16 protein-coding genes are annotated in these 21,219 nt (G+C 65.9%); 5 read left to right on the forward strand and 11 right to left on the reverse strand.

Features of this window, described 5'->3' with window-relative positions; translation table 11 throughout:
- Positions 1–80: 80 nt before the first annotated feature.
- The 4 genes from murJ to JQ573_RS12190 all read right to left on the reverse strand — a co-directional run bounded on the left by murJ (position 81) and on the right by JQ573_RS12190 (position 5,534).
- Complete coding sequence (murJ, locus tag JQ573_RS12175; RefSeq protein WP_212310116.1) at positions 81–1,610, reverse strand: murein biosynthesis integral membrane protein MurJ; 1,530 nt, start codon at positions 1,608–1,610, stop codon at positions 81–83.
- Between the two features lie 43 nt (positions 1,611–1,653).
- Positions 1,654–2,805, reverse strand: a complete 1,152-nt coding sequence (locus JQ573_RS12180) for a DegT/DnrJ/EryC1/StrS aminotransferase family protein (RefSeq protein WP_212310117.1) — start codon at positions 2,803–2,805, stop codon at positions 1,654–1,656.
- A gap of 50 nt (positions 2,806–2,855) precedes the next feature.
- Complete coding sequence (locus tag JQ573_RS12185) at positions 2,856–3,872, reverse strand: Gfo/Idh/MocA family protein (protein ID WP_212310118.1); 1,017 nt, start codon at positions 3,870–3,872, stop codon at positions 2,856–2,858.
- A 249-nt stretch (positions 3,873–4,121) separates the two neighbouring features.
- Positions 4,122–5,534, reverse strand: a complete 1,413-nt coding sequence (locus JQ573_RS12190) for a mannose-1-phosphate guanylyltransferase/mannose-6-phosphate isomerase (protein WP_212310119.1) — start codon at positions 5,532–5,534, stop codon at positions 4,122–4,124.
- A 352-nt stretch (positions 5,535–5,886) separates the two neighbouring features.
- On the opposite strand from JQ573_RS12190, the gene JQ573_RS12195 reads away from it, so the two are divergent.
- Together JQ573_RS12195 and JQ573_RS12200 are read left to right on the forward strand one after the other, a co-directional pair.
- Positions 5,887–6,873, forward strand: a complete 987-nt coding sequence (locus JQ573_RS12195; RefSeq protein WP_212310120.1) for a lysylphosphatidylglycerol synthase transmembrane domain-containing protein — start codon at positions 5,887–5,889, stop codon at positions 6,871–6,873.
- A 10-nt stretch (positions 6,874–6,883) separates the two neighbouring features.
- Positions 6,884–7,894 carry a glycosyl transferase gene (locus JQ573_RS12200; protein ID WP_212310121.1) on the forward strand — a complete coding sequence of 337 codons (1,011 nt, stop codon included), beginning with the start codon at positions 6,884–6,886 and terminating at the stop codon, positions 7,892–7,894.
- A 67-nt stretch (positions 7,895–7,961) separates the two neighbouring features.
- On the opposite strand, the gene JQ573_RS12205 is transcribed toward JQ573_RS12200, so the two are convergent.
- From JQ573_RS12205 to rfaD, 6 genes are all read right to left on the reverse strand, one after another.
- The gene (locus JQ573_RS12205) at positions 7,962–8,903 is read right to left on the reverse strand and encodes an NAD-dependent epimerase/dehydratase family protein (protein ID WP_212310122.1); all 942 of its coding nucleotides are present in this window, start codon (positions 8,901–8,903) and stop codon (positions 7,962–7,964) included.
- Entirely contained in the window at positions 8,900–10,114 is a 1,215-nt protein-coding gene (locus JQ573_RS12210; protein ID WP_212310123.1) for a glycosyltransferase family 4 protein, read from the reverse strand. The genes JQ573_RS12205 and JQ573_RS12210 overlap by 4 nt, the downstream gene beginning before the upstream one ends.
- Positions 10,115–10,162: 48 nt before the next feature.
- Positions 10,163–12,076, reverse strand: a complete 1,914-nt coding sequence (locus JQ573_RS12215; protein WP_212310124.1) for a nucleoside-diphosphate sugar epimerase/dehydratase — start codon at positions 12,074–12,076, stop codon at positions 10,163–10,165.
- A gap of 83 nt (positions 12,077–12,159) precedes the next feature.
- Positions 12,160–13,440, reverse strand: a complete 1,281-nt coding sequence (locus JQ573_RS12220) for an O-antigen ligase (RefSeq protein WP_212310125.1) — start codon at positions 13,438–13,440, stop codon at positions 12,160–12,162.
- Positions 13,441–13,448: 8 nt separating this feature from the next.
- Entirely contained in the window at positions 13,449–14,921 is a 1,473-nt protein-coding gene (rfaE1, locus tag JQ573_RS12225) for a D-glycero-beta-D-manno-heptose-7-phosphate kinase (protein WP_212310126.1), read from the reverse strand.
- Between the two features lie 18 nt (positions 14,922–14,939).
- The gene (gene rfaD, locus JQ573_RS12230; RefSeq protein WP_212310127.1) at positions 14,940–15,920 is read right to left on the reverse strand and encodes an ADP-glyceromanno-heptose 6-epimerase; all 981 of its coding nucleotides are present in this window, start codon (positions 15,918–15,920) and stop codon (positions 14,940–14,942) included.
- Between the two features lie 135 nt (positions 15,921–16,055).
- Between rfaD and waaF the strand changes: the two genes are divergently transcribed.
- Positions 16,056–17,120, forward strand: coding sequence for a lipopolysaccharide heptosyltransferase II (gene waaF, locus JQ573_RS12235; protein WP_212310128.1), 1,065 nt, complete (start codon positions 16,056–16,058; stop codon positions 17,118–17,120).
- On the opposite strand, the gene JQ573_RS12240 is transcribed toward waaF, so the two are convergent.
- The gene (locus JQ573_RS12240; RefSeq protein WP_212310757.1) at positions 17,102–18,142 is read right to left on the reverse strand and encodes a glycosyltransferase family 4 protein; all 1,041 of its coding nucleotides are present in this window, start codon (positions 18,140–18,142) and stop codon (positions 17,102–17,104) included. The genes waaF and JQ573_RS12240 overlap by 19 nt on opposite strands.
- Positions 18,143–18,279: 137 nt before the next feature.
- On the opposite strand from JQ573_RS12240, the gene galE reads away from it, so the two are divergent.
- Both galE and JQ573_RS12250 read left to right on the forward strand, forming a co-directional pair.
- Positions 18,280–19,293 (forward strand): UDP-glucose 4-epimerase GalE, encoded by a 1,014-nt coding sequence (galE, locus tag JQ573_RS12245; RefSeq protein WP_212310129.1) that lies wholly within the window; start codon positions 18,280–18,282, stop codon positions 19,291–19,293.
- A gap of 108 nt (positions 19,294–19,401) precedes the next feature.
- Complete coding sequence (locus JQ573_RS12250; protein ID WP_212310130.1) at positions 19,402–21,213, forward strand: ABC transporter ATP-binding protein; 1,812 nt, start codon at positions 19,402–19,404, stop codon at positions 21,211–21,213.
- Positions 21,214–21,219 lie beyond the last annotated feature (6 nt).

Below are 21,219 nucleotides of genomic sequence, written 5' to 3' on the forward strand. Positions count from 1 at the left end.
CAGCGAAGCGCAAACCGCTTTCCGCCGCACGCGGCGCTGTCCCACGGCCAACTCCTATGCATTTGATTTGACAGGTAAAACTATACGCGCCGCAGCGCGAACAGCCAGCCACGACCGAACAGCGTGAGGATCAGCAGCGCGTAGACGAAGGCGCCGACCGTGATCAGCAACAGCAGGATCATCTCATCGCGAAAGATCTGCATCGGCGCGAACCACACATAGGCGAAATGCGAGGTCAGCCACAGCGCAAGCGCGAGCAGCACCCCGCACAGTGCAAAAGTGCCGAACGAGCGGATCAGTGTGCGATCGAACGCGAGGTAGCCGCGGCGCACGGCGAACAGCAGCACCAGCAGCAGATTGACCCAGGCCCCGACCGCGGTCGCCAGCGCGAGCCCGACCTGCGCCAGTGAGCCGACCAGCGCGATCTTCAGCGCGACATTGACCGCGACCCCGGTCAGCGCCGCCTTGACAGGGGTTGCGGTATCCTTGCGGGCATAGAAAGTCGCAACCGCGCTGCGGATCATCACGAAGGGAATCAGCCCAACCGCATAGGCCGCAAGCGTGGCGCCGGCGCTGGCGGCATCGGCCTTCGAGAACGCGCCGCGGGCGAACATCGCGCGCATGATCGGATCAGCAACCGTCAGAAACGCCGCCACGAACGGCACCGAGAACAGCAGCGTGAAATCGAAGGCGCGGCGCTGCGCGGCCATGGCGCCTGTGTGATCGTCGGCGGTCAGGCGCCGCGACATCTCCGGCAGCAGCACGGTGCCGATCGCGATCCCGATGACGCCGATCGGCAGTTGATTGAGGCGGTCGGCATAATACAACGCCGACAGCGCGCCGGCGGGCAGGAAGGTCGCGATGATGGTGTCGGCGAACAGCGCGACCTGCGTTCCCATCGAGCCCAAGGTCGCCGGTCCCAGCGCGCGGAAGAAGGCGCGGACATCCTCGTCGAGCCTCAGCGGCGCGAATCGCGGCAGGCCGCCGTGGCGCCCGAGGTCGCCGGCGAGCAGGAAGAACTGCAGGAAGCCCGAGATCAGGACGCCCCAGGCCGCGGCGTGACCGGCACTCGGGAAGAACGCCGCCAGCGCCAGCGTCATCATCATGGCGAGGTTGAGGAAGATCGGCGCCGCGGCGGCGCTGGCGAAGCGATGCATCACGTTGAGCATGCCGCCATAGAGCGTCACCAGCGTGATCAGCAAGAGATAAGGAAAGGTGATCCGCGTCAGCTCGATCGCAAGCTTGCGCTGGGATGCGTCCTCGGTGAAGCCCGGCGCGAGAATGCTCATCGCCTGCGGCATGAACGCCATCGCCACCACCAGCAGGATCACCTGCGAGGCGAACAGCAGCGTAAAGATGCGGTCGGCGAACAGCCGCGCCGACGCTTCGCCCCGCTCGCCATGGACGTGGGCATAGGCCGGCACGAAGGCGGCGTTGAAGGCGCCTTCGGCAAAGATCGCGCGGAAATGATTGGGCAGCCGCAGCGCCACGAAGAAGGCGTCGGCGACCGGCCCGGCGCCGAGGATCGCCGCGAGCATGATGTCGCGCGCGAACCCGGTGACCCGCGATAGCAGGGTATAGCCGCCGACGGTGAAGATGCGCCCAAGCATGCGCTGCTTCTAGCGCATCATCACCCTACGTCAAAATGACGTATCAGGCAGAAAGCGCGCTGCGCACAGCCGCGATGACGCGGTCCTGTGCCGCCTCGTCGAGATAGGGGTGCATCGGCAGGGCGATGACGTCCTTCGACAGGCGCTCGCTGACCGGCAGGCCACCGTCGGCAACCGGATAGTGGCTGTAGGCCGTCTGCTGGTGGACCGACTTCGGATAGTAGATCATGGTCGGCACGCCCTGCGCCTTCAAGGCGGCTGCGAAGGCGTCACGATCGATGCCGTTGGTCAGACGGATGGTGTATTGCGCCCACACCGAGGTGCAGCCGGGAGCCACGCGCGGCACCGCGACGAGATTACCGAGCGCCCGCGAATAGCGTTCCGCCACCTTGTTGCGCGCGGCGATCTCGTCGTCGAAGATCTTCAGCTTCTCGAGCAGGATCGCCGCCTGCATGGTGTCGAGCCGCGCAGTGAGGCCGAGCCGCACGTTGTCGTACTTGTCCGAGCCCTGGCCGTGGACGCGGATGCTGCGCAGCGTGCGCGCGAGTTCCTCGTCGTCGGTGAAGATCGCGCCGCCATCGCCGAAGCAGCCGAGCGGCTTGGCCGGGAAGAAGCTGGTTCCGGTCGCAAGCCCGAAGGTGCCGAGCTTGCGGTTCTTGTAGGTTGCGCCAAAGCCCTGCGCGGCATCGTCGAGCACGAACAGGCCCTCGGCCTCGGCGACCGCGCCAATCGCGTCGTGATCGGCGCTCTGGCCGAACAGATCGACCGGGATCACGGCAACCGGCTTCAGCCCGCGTGCGCGCGCCGTCGCAATGCCGCGCTTCAGCGAATTGACGTCGATGTTGAAGGTCTCCTCATCGACATCGACGAACACCGGTGTCGCGCCGGTCAGCGTCACGACTTCGCCGGTCGCGCAGAACGTGAAGGTCGGGCAGAGCACCGCATCGCCCGGCCCGACATTCTTTGCCATCAGGACCATCAGGAGCGCGTCGGTGCCGCTGGCACAGCTCACCACATGCTTGGCGCCGCTATAGTCCGCCAGCGCCTTCTCCAGCGCAATGACTTCCGGGCCGTTGATGAACTGGCAATGGTCGAGCACGCGCGCGACCGCGTCATCGATCGACTTGCCGAGCCGCCGGCGCTGCGCGGCGATATCGATGAAGGGAATGGGCTCAAGCTGCATATGCTGGTTCATGGAAGCTCTTTGCACGTGTTGAATGGATTACAATCAGCCAGTGAAGGCAATCAGCCGGCGATGCGGCGCGGTCCCTTGCGCATCGTCGAGGCGGCGGGCCGGGCGGGCGATTCCAGGCAGCGGATCGCGATCTCGAGGCTCGCCACGCCCTCGTCGCCGGACACCGCCGGCAGCTTGCCGCTGCGCACGGCATCGAGGAAGGCGATCAGCTCGGCGCGCAGCGGCTCGTCGTGCCCGACCGGCAGATGGCGCATCGAATAGCTGCCGTCCGGCTTGAAGCCGAAGCATTCGGTGACCTGGCGCGTGAGCAGGTCGCCCATCACGTATTTGCCGCGGGTCGCGACCGTCACGTTGCGCGCCTTGAACGGCGTCAGCCAGTTGGTGTTGATGTGGGCGAGCACGCCGGACGCCGTGCGGAACTGCAGCAGCGCGATGTCCTCGCGCTCGGCGACCGCGCTCGAGAGCTGCGGCTGCACCTCGACGATGTCGGACTCGGTGAACCAGCGGATCAGGTCGATGTCGTGTACGGCGAGGTCGATCACGACGCCGACATTGGACATCCGCGGCGGGAACGGGCCGACCCGGGTGATGCCGATCGACAGGATATCCTCGCCCGAGATCGCCTGCTTGATCGCGGCGACCGCCGGATTGAAGCGCTCGACATGGCCGACCATCAGCGTAACGCCGGCCCGCTCGGCGGCTGCGACGATCTCGCGGCCCTCTTGGACCGTGGATGCGACCGGCTTCTCGACCAGGATGTGGATGTTGTGCGCGATGCAGGCGAGCGCGATCTCGTGATGCAGGTGGGTGGGTGCCGCGATCGTCACCGCATCGACGCCCTCGGCAAGCAGCTGATCGAGGTTTTCGAAGGCGCGGCAACCGACCAGGTCGATGGCGCGTGCGCGGTGCTCCGGCAGCGGATCGACGATGCCGATCAGCACGACGCCGGGCAGTCCGGCCAGTACGCGGGCATGGTTGCTGCCCATCACGCCGGCGCCGATCACGCCGACGCGCAATGCGCGGCCGATATCGGCCCTCGCGCCGGCTGCGGACACTTTTGCATTCATATCGTAGACCCCAAGTAGCGTTCTGGCGGTTGTCCCGGCTCCTCAGGGAGCCATCCAGGCTCCGAGGGAATCAGACCAAGGCCCCTCGTCCCGATCTGCGCCTCCGGCGCAAATCACCCCGCTTCGTTGGCAGCCGCTATAGCACGGCGTCACAAATGTGGCGAATGCCAAGGACGAAATCCGGACACGTTTTGATTCAAAGAGTTACATCGTCCCGCGCCCGGCGATTGGCGCGGGAACCGGCTCGCCTCAGCTGCGCCGGTAGTCGTCCTCGATGCGGATGATGTCGTCCTCGCCGAGATAGCTGCCGGTCTGCACTTCGATCAGCTCGAGCTGGATCTTGCCGGGATTCTCCAGCCGGTGCACCGCGCCGATCGGGATGTAGATCGACTCGTTCTCGTGCACCGTCTTGATCAGCTCGTTGACGGTGACCTGCGCGGTGCCGCGCACCACGATCCAGTGCTCGGAGCGGTGATGGTGCTTCTGCAAGGACAGCCGCCCGCCGGGCTTGACGATGATGCGCTTGACCTGGTGGCGGTCGCCATTGTCGACCGATTGGTAGGAGCCCCAGGGGCGATGCACCTTGATGTGGTTCTCGGTCACCTCGGGCGCCGCCACTTTCAATTTCGCGACCAGCCGCTTCAGCCCGTTGGCGTCCTTCTGGCGTGACACCAGCACGGCGTCCTGGGTCGCGACCACGACGAGGTCGTCGACGCCTTCGAGCGCAACCAGCGCCCGGTCGGTCGAGACGTTGCAATTGCGGGAATCCTCGAACACGGCCGCGCCGCGCGCCGCGTTGCCCAGGCTGTCCTTGTCGGAGAGCTCCCAGACCTGGCGCCACGAGCCGATGTCGGACCAGCCGCACGCCACCGGCACCACCGCGGCATGAGCGGTCTTCTCCATCACGGCATAATCGATCGAGATCGCCTTTGCGGCGCCGAACGCCGCTGCATCGAGCTTGACGAAGCCGAGATCGCGCGTCGCCGACGCAACCGACTGCTCCACCGACGCAATGCTGTCGGCATCGACCTTGCGATACTCGTCGAGCAGCACGCCGGCGCGGAACATGAAGTTGCCGCTGTTCCAGAGATAGCCCGCATCGATATAGCCTGCCGCCGTCGCGGCATCCGGCTTCTCGACGAATTTTGCCACCGCGCGCACCTCGCCGGCGACCACCTCACCCGGGCTGATATAGCCGTATTCGGTCGCGGGCCGTTCCGGCTTGACGCCGAAGGTCACGATGCGGCCGGCTTCGGCAGCCACCAATCCGCCGCGGCACGCGGCGACGAAGGCCGGCGTATCCCGCACCAGATGGTCGGCGGCGAGCGCCAGCACGATCGCCTCGCTGTCACGGCTCTGCGCGAATGCCGCACCGGCCGCGATCGCTGGCCCGGAGTCGCGGCGCATCGGCTCCAGCAGCACATCGGCCTCGCGGCCGATCTCGGCCAGCTGCTCCAGCACCATGAAGCGATAGGCCTCGTTGGTGATCACGATCGGCCGCTCGAACAGGCCCGCGTCGGAGACCCGCAGCAGCGTCTCCTGGAAGGTCGAGCGCGCCCCGAACAGGGACAGGAACTGCTTCGGATGCACCTCGCGTGACGCCGGCCAGAGCCGCGTGCCTGCGCCGCCGCACATGATCAGGGGAATAATTCGTCGATCCATCGATGCCTCAAGTCCTGTCGTGCCAGTCCTGTCGTATCCATCCGCGGACGGCACACCAAAATGGCCCGGTGCCGCCGTGGCCGGCAGCCCTGTTGCCTGGGAAGCACGATCCGGGCAGTCACGCGCCCCCACGCGTCTGGTCGGATCTTACCGGTCTCGTAAACTCCCGGCGAACGGCTGGCCGTTCCCCGTCCCGGCATCTTTAGCCGCCCCTTCGCGCCTGCCGCAATAGGGACCAGTACGGGTATTGCCAGATCGGTGCGGAAACCATACCAAGGCGGCGAATTTGGGCGCGCGAAAGCGTTTTGCGCTGTTTTTGACACATCCTGAAAACCTGGCAGCGCGAACGGAAATGCGCCGAATCCTGCTTTCGACCGTCAAGATCCTGATCTCGGCTGCGCTGCTCTATTTCTCGCTGCGCAAGGTCAACCTGTATGACCTCGCCTCCCGCATCCAGGTCGAGAGCCTGGGCTGGCTCGGCCTCGCGATCGCGGTCACCTTCCTGCAGATCTTTCTCGGGGTGCTGCGCTGGCGCGAGATCAGCGTGGAGTGCGGCGCACCGCTGGAAACCGCGCAGGCGATGCGCTTCAACGTGATCGGCACCTTCTTCAACCAGACACTGCCGTCCTCGATCGGCGGCGACGCCGTGCGGCTCTGGCTTGTCGCGCGCGCCGGTGCGGGCTGGCGCGCAGCCACCTACTCGATCTTCGTCGATCGCGCGGTCGGACTGATCGCCCTGGCCGTCGTCATCGCAGCCACCCTGCCCTGGAGCTATCGGCTGATCTCCGATACCCATGGCTGGATGGCGTTGCTGCTGCTCGACATCGCCGCGCTTGCGGCCGGATTTGGTTTCCTCGTGATCGGCCTGTTGCCGTGGCCGTGGCTGAAGCAGTGGTGGGCAACGCACCACATCCATGCCTGCGCGGTCATCGCGAACCGGGTGTTGTTCAGCCGCAAGCACGGATTGCGGGTCGCGACCCTTTCGATCGCCATTCACGTGGTGACCGTCGTGATCGGCTGGTGCGTGGTGAAGTCGATCGCGGCTCCGGTCACCTTCGGCGAGATATTCCAATTGTTGCCCCCGGTCATGCTGATCACGATGATGCCGATCTCGATCGCGGGCTGGGGCGTGCGCGAGGCCACGATGGCGCTCGCCTTCGGCTATGCCGGCCTGATTGCGAATGAAGGCGTCAACATCTCGCTGCTGTTCGGTGCGGTGTCGTTCGTGGTCGGCGTGTTCGGCGGCCTGGTGTGGATCCTGAGCCCGGAAAAGGCCGCCAAGGGCGCCGAGCCGATCGAAGTCCCGGGATCGCAATCGCGAGTCCCGGGATCGCAGTGACCGGACCAGAATGAGCAGTTTCGAGACCCTCCTGTCATTGATCGCAGCGGTGCTGGCCGCATCGATCTCGGCCGTCCTGATCCGGGCAACGCGGCCTCTGCTGCTGCGCGTGGCACTGGCGAAGCCGAATGCGCGCTCGTCGCACCGCATTCCAACGCCGCAGGGCGCCGGCATCGCGGTCGTCGCAGCCACGCTGCTGGCGGGCGGGATCGTCATCGTGCTGGCGGGATCGCCGGACCTCACGATACCGATCACGGTGTTCGCGGCCTGCCTGTTCATCGCGGTGGTGGGCTTTGCCGACGACATCCGGTCGCTACCCGTCGTCCCGCGGCTGTTGCTGCAGGCGGCCGCCGTTGCGGCCGTGGTGTTTGCTGCGCCGGTCGATCTCAGGCTCGTTCCGGCCTGCCCGCTCTGGCTCGAACGCGGCCTGCTGCTGATCGCCGGCCTCTGGTTCGTGAACCTCGTCAACTTCATGGACGGGCTCGACCTGATGACGGCGGCCGAGGCCGTGCCGATCACGGTGGCCGTCGCCCTGCTCGGCAGCTTCGGCCATGTGCCCGCGGCTTGCGCGCTGGTCGCGGCAGCGCTGTGCGGCGCGTTGCTCGGCTTCGCGCCGTTCAACCGGCCGGTGGCAAAGATATTCCTTGGCGATGTCGGCAGCCTGCCGATCGGCTTGCTGCTGGGCTGGTGCCTGCTCGAGCTTGCCCTGCATCAGCAATTCGCCGCCGCGCTGCTGCTGCCGCTGTATTATTTGACCGATGCGACCGTCACGCTGTTTTGCCGCATCGCGCGGCGCGAGCCGTTCTGGTCCGCGCACCGCTCGCACTTCTATCAGCGCGCGACCGACAACGGATTTGTGGTGTGGCGCGTCGTCGGCGAGGTCTTTGCACTCAACGTGGTGTTGGCGCTGCTCGCATTCGCCTCGGTCGCCCTCAATTCCCTCGCAGCAGACATCGTCCTGCTGCTGGCCGGCGCGCTCGCCGTCGCCTGGCAACTGCGCCGGTTCTCGCGATCGTTCTGATCGGGCCAGAGCGTTTTCCAGCGAAGTTGATACCGGTCCGCGTGAAGAAAACGCGTCAAAATAAGATCTAGATGTCCGTTCGACTCAGCGCGCGTCTCAGCCCCTCGTCGAGGCTGATCGGCTGCTGCCATCCGGTGCTCGCGACCTTGGACAGATCGAGTTCAAGCGAGGCGAACAGGCTGTCATAGGCTTCCTTGCGGCCGCCCACCGTGAGCGACACTTTCAGGAGCGGCGACGGCAGCCAGAACAGACGCGGCGAGGTTTCTGCCGCGCGGGCAAGGCGCTCGACGAACTCCCGCGTCGAGACCTGCTCGCGGTCGGCCACCAGAAACACGTCGAAATCATTTCCCGGTCGCGACAACCGATACAGAATGAACGACGCCAGATTTTCCGCGGACAGGAACGCGCGGCGATTCTTCACAAAGGCAAGCGGAAGCGGCATGCGATTGATCACCGCGCGCTTGAGCAGGGCGAAATTTCCTTTCGCACCGGCGCCGTAGATCAGCGGCGGCCTGATCACGGTCACCCTCATGCCGCTGCCCGGCACAATCCCCTTCAGACCGACCTCGGCGGCCGCCTTCGAGTTTCCGTAGAGACCGCGAGGTGTCAGCACATCGTCCTCGCGAAACGGCGGGCGGCCGTAGTTGCTGCGCCCATGCACCAGGATCGTGCTGACAAAAATGAAATCCCGAACGCCCGCCGCGACCGCCGAACGCGCCAGGTGCAGCGTGCCTTCGATATTGACGTTGCGGTAGAGCTCGATCGCCTGTTCATCGGACTGCTGGTGAACGCGAGCCGCAAGATGAACGACGGCGTCCACCCCATCGAGCGCGGCGCGCCAATCGGTGGCCGGACTGAGCGAGCCGATCGCCACGTCGTTTGCATCCTGCAGCGGGGTGCGCACCGCGCGCCGCACCAACCAGCCATTCTGCTCCAGCTCGGGCACCACGTGGCGACCGACAAAGCCGCTCGCACCCGTCACAAGAACCGTCGGGCGGTGATCATTCATGCTGTCCGCTCCACATCGTCTTTGGATAACAGCTCCGCAACCAGCGCGGCGTAGCTCGACAGGGCCCGCTCGGGACTGAAGGTTCGCGCGGTCGCCACGGCGCGCTCGGCCATCGCGGCGTCCTGCGATTGCGACGCCATCCTGATCGCATCGGCGAGTTGGTCGGGCCGTCCCGGCGTGACGACCCAGCCCAGCCGATTCTCGCTGACGGTCAGCGCGGCCTCGGCTTCGGGTTCGGAGACCAGGATGACGGGCCGGCCGGCTGCAAGCAGATTATAGAACCGGCTCGGGACCGATACACCGGCAACGTTCTTGCGATAGGGGATGAGCCAGACGTCCGCGCTGGAGAGCAGCGCGTGGAGCTCGCCATCCGCGACGCGCTCGACCAGTGTGACGTTGGCGAGCTGCGCCTCGGCCTGCATCTCCTTCAGCCGCGCAAAGCCCATGCCCCATCCCGACAGCAGGAAATGGATGTCGCGTTCGTCACGCAACTGCCGCGCGGCCCCGAAGACGATGTCCGGATCGTGGGTGAAGCCGAGATTGCCGGACAGGCCGACGACGAAGCGGGCGGCGATCGCCTTGCGAAACGGATTATCGGGGCTGACGGGACGATTGCCGGGGTCGAGCGTGGCCCAGTTCGGGATGAACCTGATCCTGTCCGGTGTCATTCCGCGATAGCGCAGCAGCAGCTTCTCGGCATCGCGGCCGATCACGATGACGGCGTTCAAGGCACGGAACATCAGCGCGTTGATCGCGCGCATCGCCCGCGCAACCAGCGAGGACGGCCGCAGCAGCCCGGCCATCACGAGAACATCCGGAAACAAATCGTGCAGGATCAACGCCGACTTGGCCCCCTTCAGCCGCGCCGCGGCGGCAACCGCATAAGGCAGCGCGAAGGGAGCGGTCACCGTCAGCGCCACGTCGCCGCGCTGCAGCCGCGACAACAACGCAAAGAACATACGTGCGGTGAACAGCGCCTCGGCCAGCGCGCGCTTGATCAGCGCCGCTTTTCCCGGCAGCCAGTTCCTGATCTCGACGACGACGGGTCGCCCCGGCGCCGGCGCCCGCGCCGAGCCCGGCATCCCGGAGACCACCACCACGTCGGCCTCCTGCGCGATCCGTTCGGCGATCGCGGACATGATCGCGGCGGTCGTGCTGTGGTCCGGCGGATAATGCTGGCTGGCGACCACGACTTTTCGAGAACTTGGCATCAATGGCTTTCGAAACGGTCCTGCCTGATCACCCGCAGGACGGCGCGGTCAGGCGGCATTCGACCCGAACTCGGGCACGGCGTCCTGAAGGACGGCACGGATGGTCACGCGGTCATCCCTCTCGATCGCATCTTCCAGCGCCGCGAGCCACTTGCGCAGCGTCGACATCGGAGGCTGGTTCGGCTTGGCGGCCATGACGCCGGCAACGCCGATTTCGAGCGTCGGCTCCTGGCTTGCGAACAGGATCTCGTTCAGCCGCTCGCCGGGACGGATGCCGCTGAACACGATCTCGACGTCGGCGCCCGGTTGCAGGCCCGACAGGCGGATCATCCGCTCGGCGAGATCGACGATCTTCACCGGCTGCCCCATGTTCAGCACATAGACCGAGACGTCAGGTCGCGCCGGTGTCATGGCGTGCGTCGCGGCGGTGATCACGAGATCGCAGGCTTCGCGGATCGTCATGAAATAACGGACCATGTCCGGATGGGTCACCGTGATCGGTCCGCCGGCCTCGATCTGGGCCTTGAACTTCGGCACCACGGATCCGTTGGACGCCAGCACGTTGCCGAACCGCACCGAGATCAGCCGCATGTGCGACTTGCCCCTGGCCTCGGCCATCAGGTCATGATCCATCGCCTGACAGTACATCTCGGCGAACCGCTTGGTCAGGCCCAGCATCGACACCGGCTCGATCGCCTTGTCGGTCGAGATCATCACCATGGCGCTCGCGCCCGCGGCACGCGCCGCGTCGGCGACGTTCACGGACCCGAAGATGTTGGTCTTGACCCCTTCGCTCCAGTCGCGCTCCAGGATCGGCACATGCTTGAGCGCCGCGGCATGGAACACGATGTCGGGCTTGAACTCGCTCATCAGGCGCGTGATGCGCTCGCGATCCCTGATGTCCGCGATCCGGCCCTCGATCTCGGGGCCGCTGTCGCGCGCGGACAGCGCCTCGGTGACGGCATAGAGCGCCGGCTCCGAGTTCTCGACGACCAAAAGACGCGCCGCGCCGAAGGTCGCGACCCTCTCGCAGATTTCCGCACCGATCGAGCCGCCGCCGCCGGTCACGATGACGGACTTGCCCTTCACCAGCGTCTCGAGCCGCGCATAGTCGATCTTCTGGCTCGGGCGCAGCAGCAGGTCCTCGACCGCGACATTGGTGAGCCGGGGCGTATCGCCGCCCTCCAGCGACGGCAGGCGGCTGACCATCAGACCGAGCCGCTTGGCGCGCATCAGCACGCTTTCCGGATGCGCATCCGGCTCGAACGCCGAGGGCGTCATGATCACGCGCTTGATCGGCCGCTGGCGGCTCTCAAAATCCCGAATCACGGCTTCGATATCATCGACGCCGCCGACCACGGGAATGTTGCGGATCATCTGGCCGCGGTCCGCGGCCGACGGCGAGAGCACGCCGACCGGCCAGAGCCGCTTGATGGCCCCGTTCTCGATGCCGCGCAGCACGACTTCCGCGTCGGCCGTGCGTCCGACCAGCAGCGCCGACGCGGCATTGTCGGATCGGGCATGAAGTCGCGTGCGCGAATAGCGGAAGTAGCGATAGCCGAGGCGCAGCGCGCTCAGCGCGAACACCTCAAGGAAGAAGAACAGGATGATCGTGACGCGGCCGAGGAACACCGGACTTGGCGAATTCGCTCCGGTGAAGAAGTAGACGTAATCCACCACGACCAGTGCCAGCGTCAGCACCGCGGCGACCCGCAGGATGTTCACCGCGTCCGGCAGCGAGGTGAAGCGCCATTTCGCCGTGGTCAGATTGGAGAAATAGCTGACCACGACGCTGAACAGCACGAACCAGGGCAGAATGCGCAGCAAATGCGGCAGCCGATCGGTAAGCAGGCTGCCCTCGAAGCGCAGATAAAAGCTCGCCAGCAACGCAAACGTCGTCGCGAGTGCGTCATGTGCCAGAATCAGGAAGTTGCGCAGGTGGAATTGTGAAAGGCGCGTCATCTAACGGACGGGTTGCTGGCAACTGGGAGTTGGCGACGAGACATTGGCAGGCTGTAGCGTATCTGCGGAGCCCTTGCCAGCGATCATGGACGGATCGGAGGCTCGGGTTCCATATCCGTCCCCAATCGCCCCTTCAACGCCATACCGCCCGCAACGCCGACGCCCAGCACGTACATCCAGCCTTCATGAAAGTCGAAGATGTGTGAATTAAACAACGAACTTGAAATATTCTGTACCACGACGAGAAGCCCGATCCAGTTGACGAGACCGTCGCCGCGGAACAGCAACAGGTGCAGCAGCCACATCGCGTACAGTATCGCTACACCCACAATGCCCCACTGCACGGCGACGTTCAACGTTTGATTGTGGGGGTTTCCGATCACTTCGGCGGAAGCCTGGTTCACGCCGCCGGCCGCGACGCGCTCGAACAGGCCCCGCGTCGCGCCGGTGCCGTGGCCGATGACCGGAGCCTCGGCAAAGAAGCCGAGCGACTTGCGCCAGAATTCGAGCCGCAAACCAAGCGACGTCGGCTCGTTACGCTCCATGTAGAGCTTGTAGTCGCGCTGGAATGAATCGGCCGTCGCGCGCAGTTGCGGCGAGGCGTACCACGCCGCCACGAACAACGCGCCGGCCGCACACGCGATCAGGGCAATGCTACGCCAGCGCAGATGCAGCAGCGCAAACACCGCGAACATGATCGGAATGGTTACCAGCGCGGTCCGCGACACCACCACGAACGCCATGTTGGCAAGCAGGCTGAGCGCGATCCCGGCCAGCAACGCGGCCGGCAGGACGCGATTGGCCCGCAACAGCATCACGATCGGATAAGCCAGCGCGACCGCGCACAGCGTGAATTCCTGGCTCTGGTCGATGTAGTTCTTGACGAAGACGCCCTGCTCGCCGGGGGCTGGCGCCCGCAGCGCGAGGTGGGGCCAGGCAAGCACCAGCCACGACATCAGCATCAGCAGCGTGCAGGAGACGAGGAAAGCCACGAACACCCATGTCCCGCGGGCCGAGCGCTGGAAGTGATAGAGCAGGACCGGAAGCACCAGCAGCTTTGCGGTCGGCCCGACCGCGTACAATCTCGCGCCCCAGGCGGCGTCCGACCAGAGCGTGCCGGCGAGCGCGAGGCAAAACAGCGCGATCGGCGCCACGCAGATCGGCCGCTTCAGCAGCGTCCAGAACGCCCGCAGGTCGACGGTCGGCGCAATCGAGATCAGCAGCACCACGCCGAAGATGCCGACCAGCGAGGTTGACCACGGCAGCGACAGCGCAATCAGGACCGCGACCACGTCGGTCGTGATCTGCCAGCGCGCCGGATCGCGCCAGGCCGGGCACGCCGCGGCGCCTGCCGGGGATGCCATGCTCGCGCTCACGCCTTGCCCTCGCGAGCCCGGGCAACCAGCGATGTCGTGCTGTGGCCCTGCAGGATCTCGACCAGCACCACCTCGCCGCCGGCGGCCTCGACGATCTCGTGGCCGACCACCTGCTCGCGGGTATAGTCGCCGCCCTTGACCAGCACGCTCGGCCGCACCTTCGTGATCAGGTTGATCGGCGTGTCCTCCTCGAAAATTGCGACGAGGTCGACGGCTTCCAGCGCCGCCAGCACCTCGGCCCGGGCGCGCTCGTCCTGCACCGGACGCCCCTCGCCCTTCAGCCGCTTCACCGAGGCGTCGCTGTTCAATCCGACGATCAGGCGATCACAGGCGCTGCGCGCGGCCGTCAGCACCTTGACGTGGCCCGGATGCAGGATGTCGAAACAGCCATTGGTGAAGCCGATCCGCAGATCCTGCCTGCGCCATTCCTCGAGATATGCGTCGATATCGCCGCCGGCCGGGACGATCTTCTCCTCGGCCGCCAGCGAGGCGTGCGGCAGAATCTTTCGCCGTAACTCGGCGGATCTGACGATCGCGGTACCGGTCTTGCCGACCGCGACCGCGGCTGCGGCACTCGCGATCCGCAGCGCGCCGTCCCAGTCGGCACCAGCAGCCAGCGCCAGCGCGAGCGCCGCTGCGACGGTATCGCCGGCCCCGGAGACGTCGCGCACCTTGACCGGCAGCGCCGGCACATGGATCGAACCGCCGTCCCGCGTCACCAGCGTCATGCCGCGCTCGCCCTGCGTCACCAGCATCGCCTCGCAATCGGCGAGGACCATCGCATCGGGCGCGGCCTGCGCGATGCTGTCCTGGCTGTCGGCACGGCTGCGGGTCGCCTCGGCGAATTCCTTGCGGTTCGGCGTCAACACGGTCGCGCCGCGATAGATCGCGAGATTGGCGCTCTTCGGGTCGACGATCACGCGCTTGCCCGCCTGGCGGGCAGCCTCGATCACGTTGCGGATCACGCGCGCGGTCAGCACGCCCTTGGCATAGTCGGACAGCAGCACGATGTCGGCGCGCGCAAGGCGCGGCAGGATCGCGTCGATCAGCTGCTGCTCGATGGCGGGCGCGGCCGGCGCGGCCAGCTCCCAATCGGAGCGCAGCATGTGGGTCGAGAACTGTTCGGAGACGAAGCGCACCTTGCGCGTGGTCGGGCGCGCGGCGTCGCGCACCAGCACGGTTTCGATCCCCGCCTCTTTCGCCAGCGCCTCGGTCAACACCGTCCCGGCGGCATCCTCGCCGATCAGGCCGACGAAGATGCAGCGGCCGCCAAGCGCGGCGATATTGCGCGCGACGTTGCCGGCGCCGCCGATATTGATTTCGCTGCGCCTGACCGCGATCACCGGCGCCGGCGCCTCCGGCGAGATCCGCGACACCTCGCCATAGACGAACTCGTCGAGCATGAGGTCGCCGACGCAGAGCACGGTCTGGCCGGACATTGCACGCGAGATCGCTTCAAAATCGAACATCAGTCACCGTCATCCGCTCTAGCGATAGCGATCCGCGCGATCGAGAAAGCCGTTCACATAGGCTCCGACCGCGTCTTCCAACTGCGTAAAACCGCCATTGTATCCGGCGCGCCCGAGACGATCGACGACGCTCTGGGTGAAATATTGGTAACTGCCGCGAATCTGCTCGGGCATGTCGACATACTGAATGTTCGGCTGCAGGCCGAGCGCGCCGTAGGCCGAGACGATCAGGTCCTTGAAGCTGCGCGCCTTGCCGGTGCCGACGTTGAAGAGGCCGGAGACCCGCGGCGTCGCGACCAGCCACATCATCACCCGCACGACGTCGTCGACATAGATGAAGTCGCGGCGCTGATCGCCATCGGCGATGCCCTCGCGATGCGACTTGAACAGCTGCACGACGCGGCCCGCTTTGATGTCGTCGAAGCGGCGCGCCAGCACGCTCATCATCGTGCCCTTGTGATATTCATTCGGGCCGAACACGTTGAAGAATTTCAGCCCCGCCCATTGCGGCGGCAGAGGTTCGCCTTTCGCAGCGCGCTCGGCGACGACGAGATCGAACAGGTTCTTGCTCCAGCCATACAGGTTCATCGGCCGCAGCCGCTTGAGCGCCTCAACGGAACCGTCGTCGTCAAAACCCTGGTCGCCGTCGCCGTAGGTGGCGGCCGAGGAGGCATAGATCAGCGGGGTTCCGGTCGCGGTGCACCAATCGAGCAGCCGCTTCGAGAGACGGAAATTGGTCTCGATCACCAGATCGCCGTCGGTCGCGGTGGTCTCCGAGATCGCACCGAGATGGAGGACGGCATCCAGCCGCCGGCCCTGCAGCCAAGCCATCAACTCGGCCGGCGGCACGAAATCGGCGATCTGGCGCTTGGCCAGGTTCCGCCACTTGCCGTCGTCCCCAAGAAGGTCGCAGACCGCCACGTCGCTGCGCCCGGCGTCATTCAACGCGGCCACGACGTTCGATCCGATAAAACCGGCGCCCCCGGTTACCAGAAACATGATGAAATCCCGCCAGATTCCTTTGCAGCCGCCAGCTTTGCCCCACTCCCGCGCCACAGGCAACGACGGCTTTACCTCACTTCGCGAACCGGTTACCGACTTGGCCGCGCCGATCCGGCTTTGGCCTGTTTAGAAATGAATATTGATTCAATATCTGACATCGAAACCCAGGATACCGAGGATACCAGACCGATCCTCGTCGTGCCCTATGTTTGGATCGGCGATTTCGTGCGCGGCCACACCGTGGTCAGGGTGCTCCGCAAGCGCTGGCCCAACCGGCCGGTCGACCTCCTGACCAGCTGGCTTTGCGCCCCTTTGGTGGATTATATGCCCGGGGTCCGCGCCGGTGTCGTGTTCGACCTGCCGCGCAGCCGGCTGGCGCTGGCCCGACAGCGGGCGCTGGCAGCCGAGTTTCGCGCCCGGAATTACGCCACCGCGCTGGTGCTGCCGCGCACCTGGAAGGCTGCCATCGCGCCGGCCCTGGCGGGCATCCCGGAGCGGGTCGGCTTCTTCGGTGAGGCACGGTTCGGCCTGATCAACGCGATGCGATGGGGCGAGAAGAAGCAGCCGCGCTTCATCGACAAGAACGCCATCCTGGCGCTGCCCGATGGCACTCCGCGCCCGCCCGAATGGCCGGTGCCGCAGCTGCGGGTTCCCACCGACGAGGTCGGCCGATGGCGGCAGGCCAACGGCCTCGGCACCGGTCCGGCGATCGCACTCGGACCCGGCTCGGTCGGGGTCTCGAAACGCTGGACCTATTATCCTGAAGCCGCGCGGCTGTTCGTCGAACACGGCTTCGACGTCTGGGTGGTCGGCGGCCCCGGCGAGAAGGCGCTGGCGCAGGAGATCGCCGCTGTCGGCGGTCCGCGGGTCCGCGATCTCACCGGCACCGATCTGCGCAACGGCGTGCTGGCGATGGCCGCAGCCAGCGTCGCTGTGACCAACGACTCCGGGCTGATGCACATCGCAGCCGCGATCGGCACCCCGACGATGGGCATCTTCGGCCCGACCGATCCCTATCTCTGGGCGCCCCTCAACGGCCTCGCCGCCACCGTGCAGCAGACCAGGAGCAAGCTGCCGTGCCAGCCGTGCCAGCGCACGGTCTGCACCATGAACGACCATCGCTGCATGCGCGACATCGCGGCTGAAGATGTCGTCGGGATCGCCGAGCGCGTGTTGGCTCAGATCAGCGTGCGATAGACCGCGGCGATCGCGTTCGCCTCCGCATCGAGGCTGAACTTATCCACAACTCGTTGGCGTGCCCGCGCGCCCATCGCCGCGGCCGCGGCCGGATCGCGCATCAGGGGCTCGAGTGCCGCCACCAGCGCGTCGGCATCGCCTGTAGGCGTCAGCACGCCGGTCGTGCCGTCCTCGACCACGAACTCGGCAGCGCCGGCGCGCGCGGCCACCAGCGCCGCGCCTGCCGACATCGCCTCGATCAAGGTCAGGCCAAAACCTTCATTGCGCGAGGTGAAGGCGTAGATCGTCAGCCGCTGATACCAGCGCACGACATCCTCGATCGGCAATTCACCGGTGATGATGATGCGCGATTGCAGCCCGGCGGCCTCGATCTTCCGCTTCAGCTCATTGGCAAAGGCCAGTTGCTCCGGCACCACCGCGCCGACGATGACGGCGGTGAAATCGGGATAGCGCGGCAGCAGTCTGCACATCGCCTCGACGAACACGTCGCTGCCCTTCTGCGCGCGCACCCGTCCGAAGCAGCCGATCGCATAGCGCCCCGGCAATCCGCTTTCCGCGAAGGCGTTCGCACGGTCGGCCGGCGGCGCATAACTGATGGTGTCGACGCCATGCATCACCACGGTGGCGTCGCGCTTCAGATAGGAGGCCGACAGCGGGCTGGTGGCGATGATAGCGTCCATGTTGCGGATCAGCCAGCGCGTCAGCCAGGTGTGATGACGCTGCGCTGCAGACGTGAACAGCAGCTTCAGCGGCCAGCCGAGCGCGCGCAGCAAAAGCCCGGCAAGCATCTCGTCATTGCGCCGCGCATGCCAGATCAGCGGCGAGGCGCGCCGCCACAGCCGCATCAGATCGACAAATCCGATCGCGTCGATGCCGTCCGGCCGGTGCGAGCCGAGCCAGCCTGCGCGAAACATTTTGGCAAGCTTCGGCGCGACCATGCGGTTGGTCGCAGTGACACCCGAATAGCGTCGGTGCAGATTGGGCACGATGAGCACGAGCTCGCCGGCAGGTGTGTTCTCGATCGGCACGCAAGTCTCCGTTTCGTGCCAGTTCCTATACGCAACATTAAGCATAGTGGCCAGTTCGGCCGCGGCGAAACCCCCTCTTCACCGCACTCCCGCTAGCATCGCCGGTTAAAGATATCGGGAGAGCTCTATCCATGACCGTGCTTGTGACCGGCGGTGCCGGCTATATCGGAAGTCACATGGTTCATGCGCTGGTCGATGCCGGCGAAAGCGTCGTCGTCGTCGACAATCTTTCCACCGGCTTCTCCGCGTTCCTGCCCGAAGGTGTTCCGCTGTTCATCGGTGACGCCGGCGACGAGAACCTTGTCGAGGGCGTGATCGCACAGCACGGCATCGACAGCATCATCCATTTCGCAGGTTCTGTCGTGGTGCCGGACTCGATGCGCGATCCGCTCGGCTACTACCGCAACAACACCATGACGACGCGCAGCCTGCTCAACGCGGCGGTGAAGGGCGGCGTCAATCGCTTCATCTTCTCCTCGACCGCGGCCGTCTACGGCAATCCGGACCAGGTGCCGGTGCCGGAGATCGCGCCGACGCGTCCGCTATCGCCCTACGGCTCGTCGAAGCTGATGACCGAGATCATGCTGCACGATGTCGCCTCCGCCCATGGCATGAGCTATGTCGTGCTGCGCTATTTCAATGTCGCCGGGGCCGACCCGAAGGGCCGCGTCGGTCTCGCCACCATCGGCGCCACCCATCTGCTCAAGATCGCGGTCGAGGCCGCGACCGGCCAGCGCGCCAAGATCGACGTGTTCGGCACCGACTATCCGACCCAGGACGGCAGCTGCGTGCGCGACTTCATCCATGTCAGCGACCTCGTCGAGGCGCATCGCTCGGCGCTGTCCTATCTGCGCGCCGGCGGGCAATCGGTCACGATGAACTGCGGTTACGGCCGCGGCTATTCCGTGCTCGAGACCATCGAGGCGGTGCGCCGGGTCTCGATGCGCAATTTCGCGGTCGCCTATGCCGCGCGCCGGCCCGGCGACATCATGACCATGGTGGCCGACACCACCCGGATCCGCTCGCTGCTCGACTGGACCCCGCGCTACGACGATCTCGAGACCATCGCGAACCACGCGCTGGCCTGGGAGGAGAAGCTGTTCCGGGAGCGCGGGGGCGCCGCGCGACAGGCAGAATCGGCCTAAAAATCAAGCCGTTATCAAGCTGTTATTGTGCTTGAAAAAGCCCCGCCAAGCGGGCAAGGAGGTCCGCAACCCTGACGGCCGGCGCTGCCCGCCGTCAATGGAACGCGGATGGCTCAGTTTCCAAAGAAAATTACCGACGATCCCTATGGCGCGGCGATCCTGATTCGCCGCCTGGTCACGGAACAGGGGATCACCTACTGGCGGCGCTATCTGACGGCGTTCGCCCTGATGGCTGTTGCGGCCGGCTCGACAGCCGGCGCCACTTACGTGCTCGGCCAGGTGATCAACCAGGCCTATGTCGACAAGAATATCCCCGGCATCGCGATGTTTGCCGGGGTCACAGTGGTGCTGCTGTTCATCAAGGGCGTGGCGACCTACGGCCACATGGTGATCCTGTCGAAGATCAGCAACGCCATCCTGGCGCGGAACCAGCGGCAATTGTTCGCCAAGCTGATGAGCGAAAGCATCGGCTTCTTCTCGCAGCGGCACTCCTCGGAATTCCTGGCGCGGCTCACCGCCGGCGCCAAGTCGATCACCGACGTGCTCAACATGCTGGTCAATGCGATCGGCCGCGACTTCCTGATGCTGATCAGCATGGTCGCCGTCATGGTCTGGCAGGACCCGCTGATGTCGTTCATCGGGCTGGTGGCGGTGCCGCCGGCGATGCTGGTGCTGCGCAAGCTGGTGAAGCGGATCAAGGGCCTCGCCTACAACCAGTTCACCGGCACCGCCGACATCATGGAGACGATGCAGGAATCGCTGCAAGGCATCCGCACCGTGAAGGCGTTCACGCTGGAAGACACCATGCAGCAGCGGATCGACGAGAACATCGCGATCGTCGAGCGCAACGCCAACAAGATGGCGCATGTCGCCAACCGCTCCAACCCGCTGATGGAGATGCTCGGCGGCTTCGCGGTCGCCGGCTGCCTGATGTATGGCGGCTACAGCGTGGTGGCGCTCGGTTCCACGCCGGGCCAGTTTTTCACGTTCCTGACCGCCTTTCTGATGGCGACCGAACCGGCCAAGCGCCTGGCGCGGCTCAACATCGATCTCAACAGCCAGCTGGTCGGCGCGCGGATGCTGCTCGAGGTCGTCGACAGCCCCGCCAGCGAACAGGCCGACGACGACAAGCCGGCGCTCAAACTCTCCGACGCACGGATCGAACTGCGCGACGTCAGCTTCGCCTATCGGCCCGGTGAGCCGGTGCTGAACCGCTTGGGCTTCATGGCCGAGCCCGGCAAGGTCACCGCGCTGGTCGGTCCCTCCGGCGGCGGAAAATCGACGGTGCTCGCCCTGCTGCTGCGCTTCTACGAGACGCGCGAGGGCGACATCCTCATCGACGGACAGTCGATCCTGTCGGTCTCGCGCAAGTCGCTGCGCCGGCAGACCGCCTATGTCGGCCAGGACGTCTATCTGTTCCGCGACACCATCCGCGCCAACATCGCGTTCGGCAAGCCGGGCGCCACCGAGGCCGAGATCATCGACGCCGCCAAGGCCGCTTGCGCACACGACTTCATCATGAGCTTCCCGCTCGGCTACGACACGCCGGTCGGCGAGCACGGCACGCAACTGTCCGGCGGCCAGCGCCAGCGCATCGCGGTCGCCCGCGCACTGGTCAAGAACGCGCCGATCATCCTGCTCGACGAGGCCACCGCCGCGCTCGACTCGGAGTCCGAGAAGCAGGTGCAGGAGGCGATCGAGCATCTCTGCCAGGGCCGCACCACGATCGTGATCGCGCACCGCCTGCACACCATCATGCACGCCGACGCGATCCTGGTGGTCGAGGGCGGCGAGATCGTCGAGCGCGGGCGTCACGAGGATCTGCTGCGCCGCGGCGGCCGCTATGCCTCGTTCTTCCGCCTGCAGCATCACCACGACCCGTCGCCGCTGGCTTTGGCGCCGATCAGCGCCACCGGCTGAGGCTTA

The sequence above is a fragment of the Bradyrhizobium sp. AUGA SZCCT0105 genome, assembly GCF_018129565.1.
Lineage (GTDB): Bacteria > Pseudomonadota > Alphaproteobacteria > Rhizobiales > Xanthobacteraceae > Bradyrhizobium.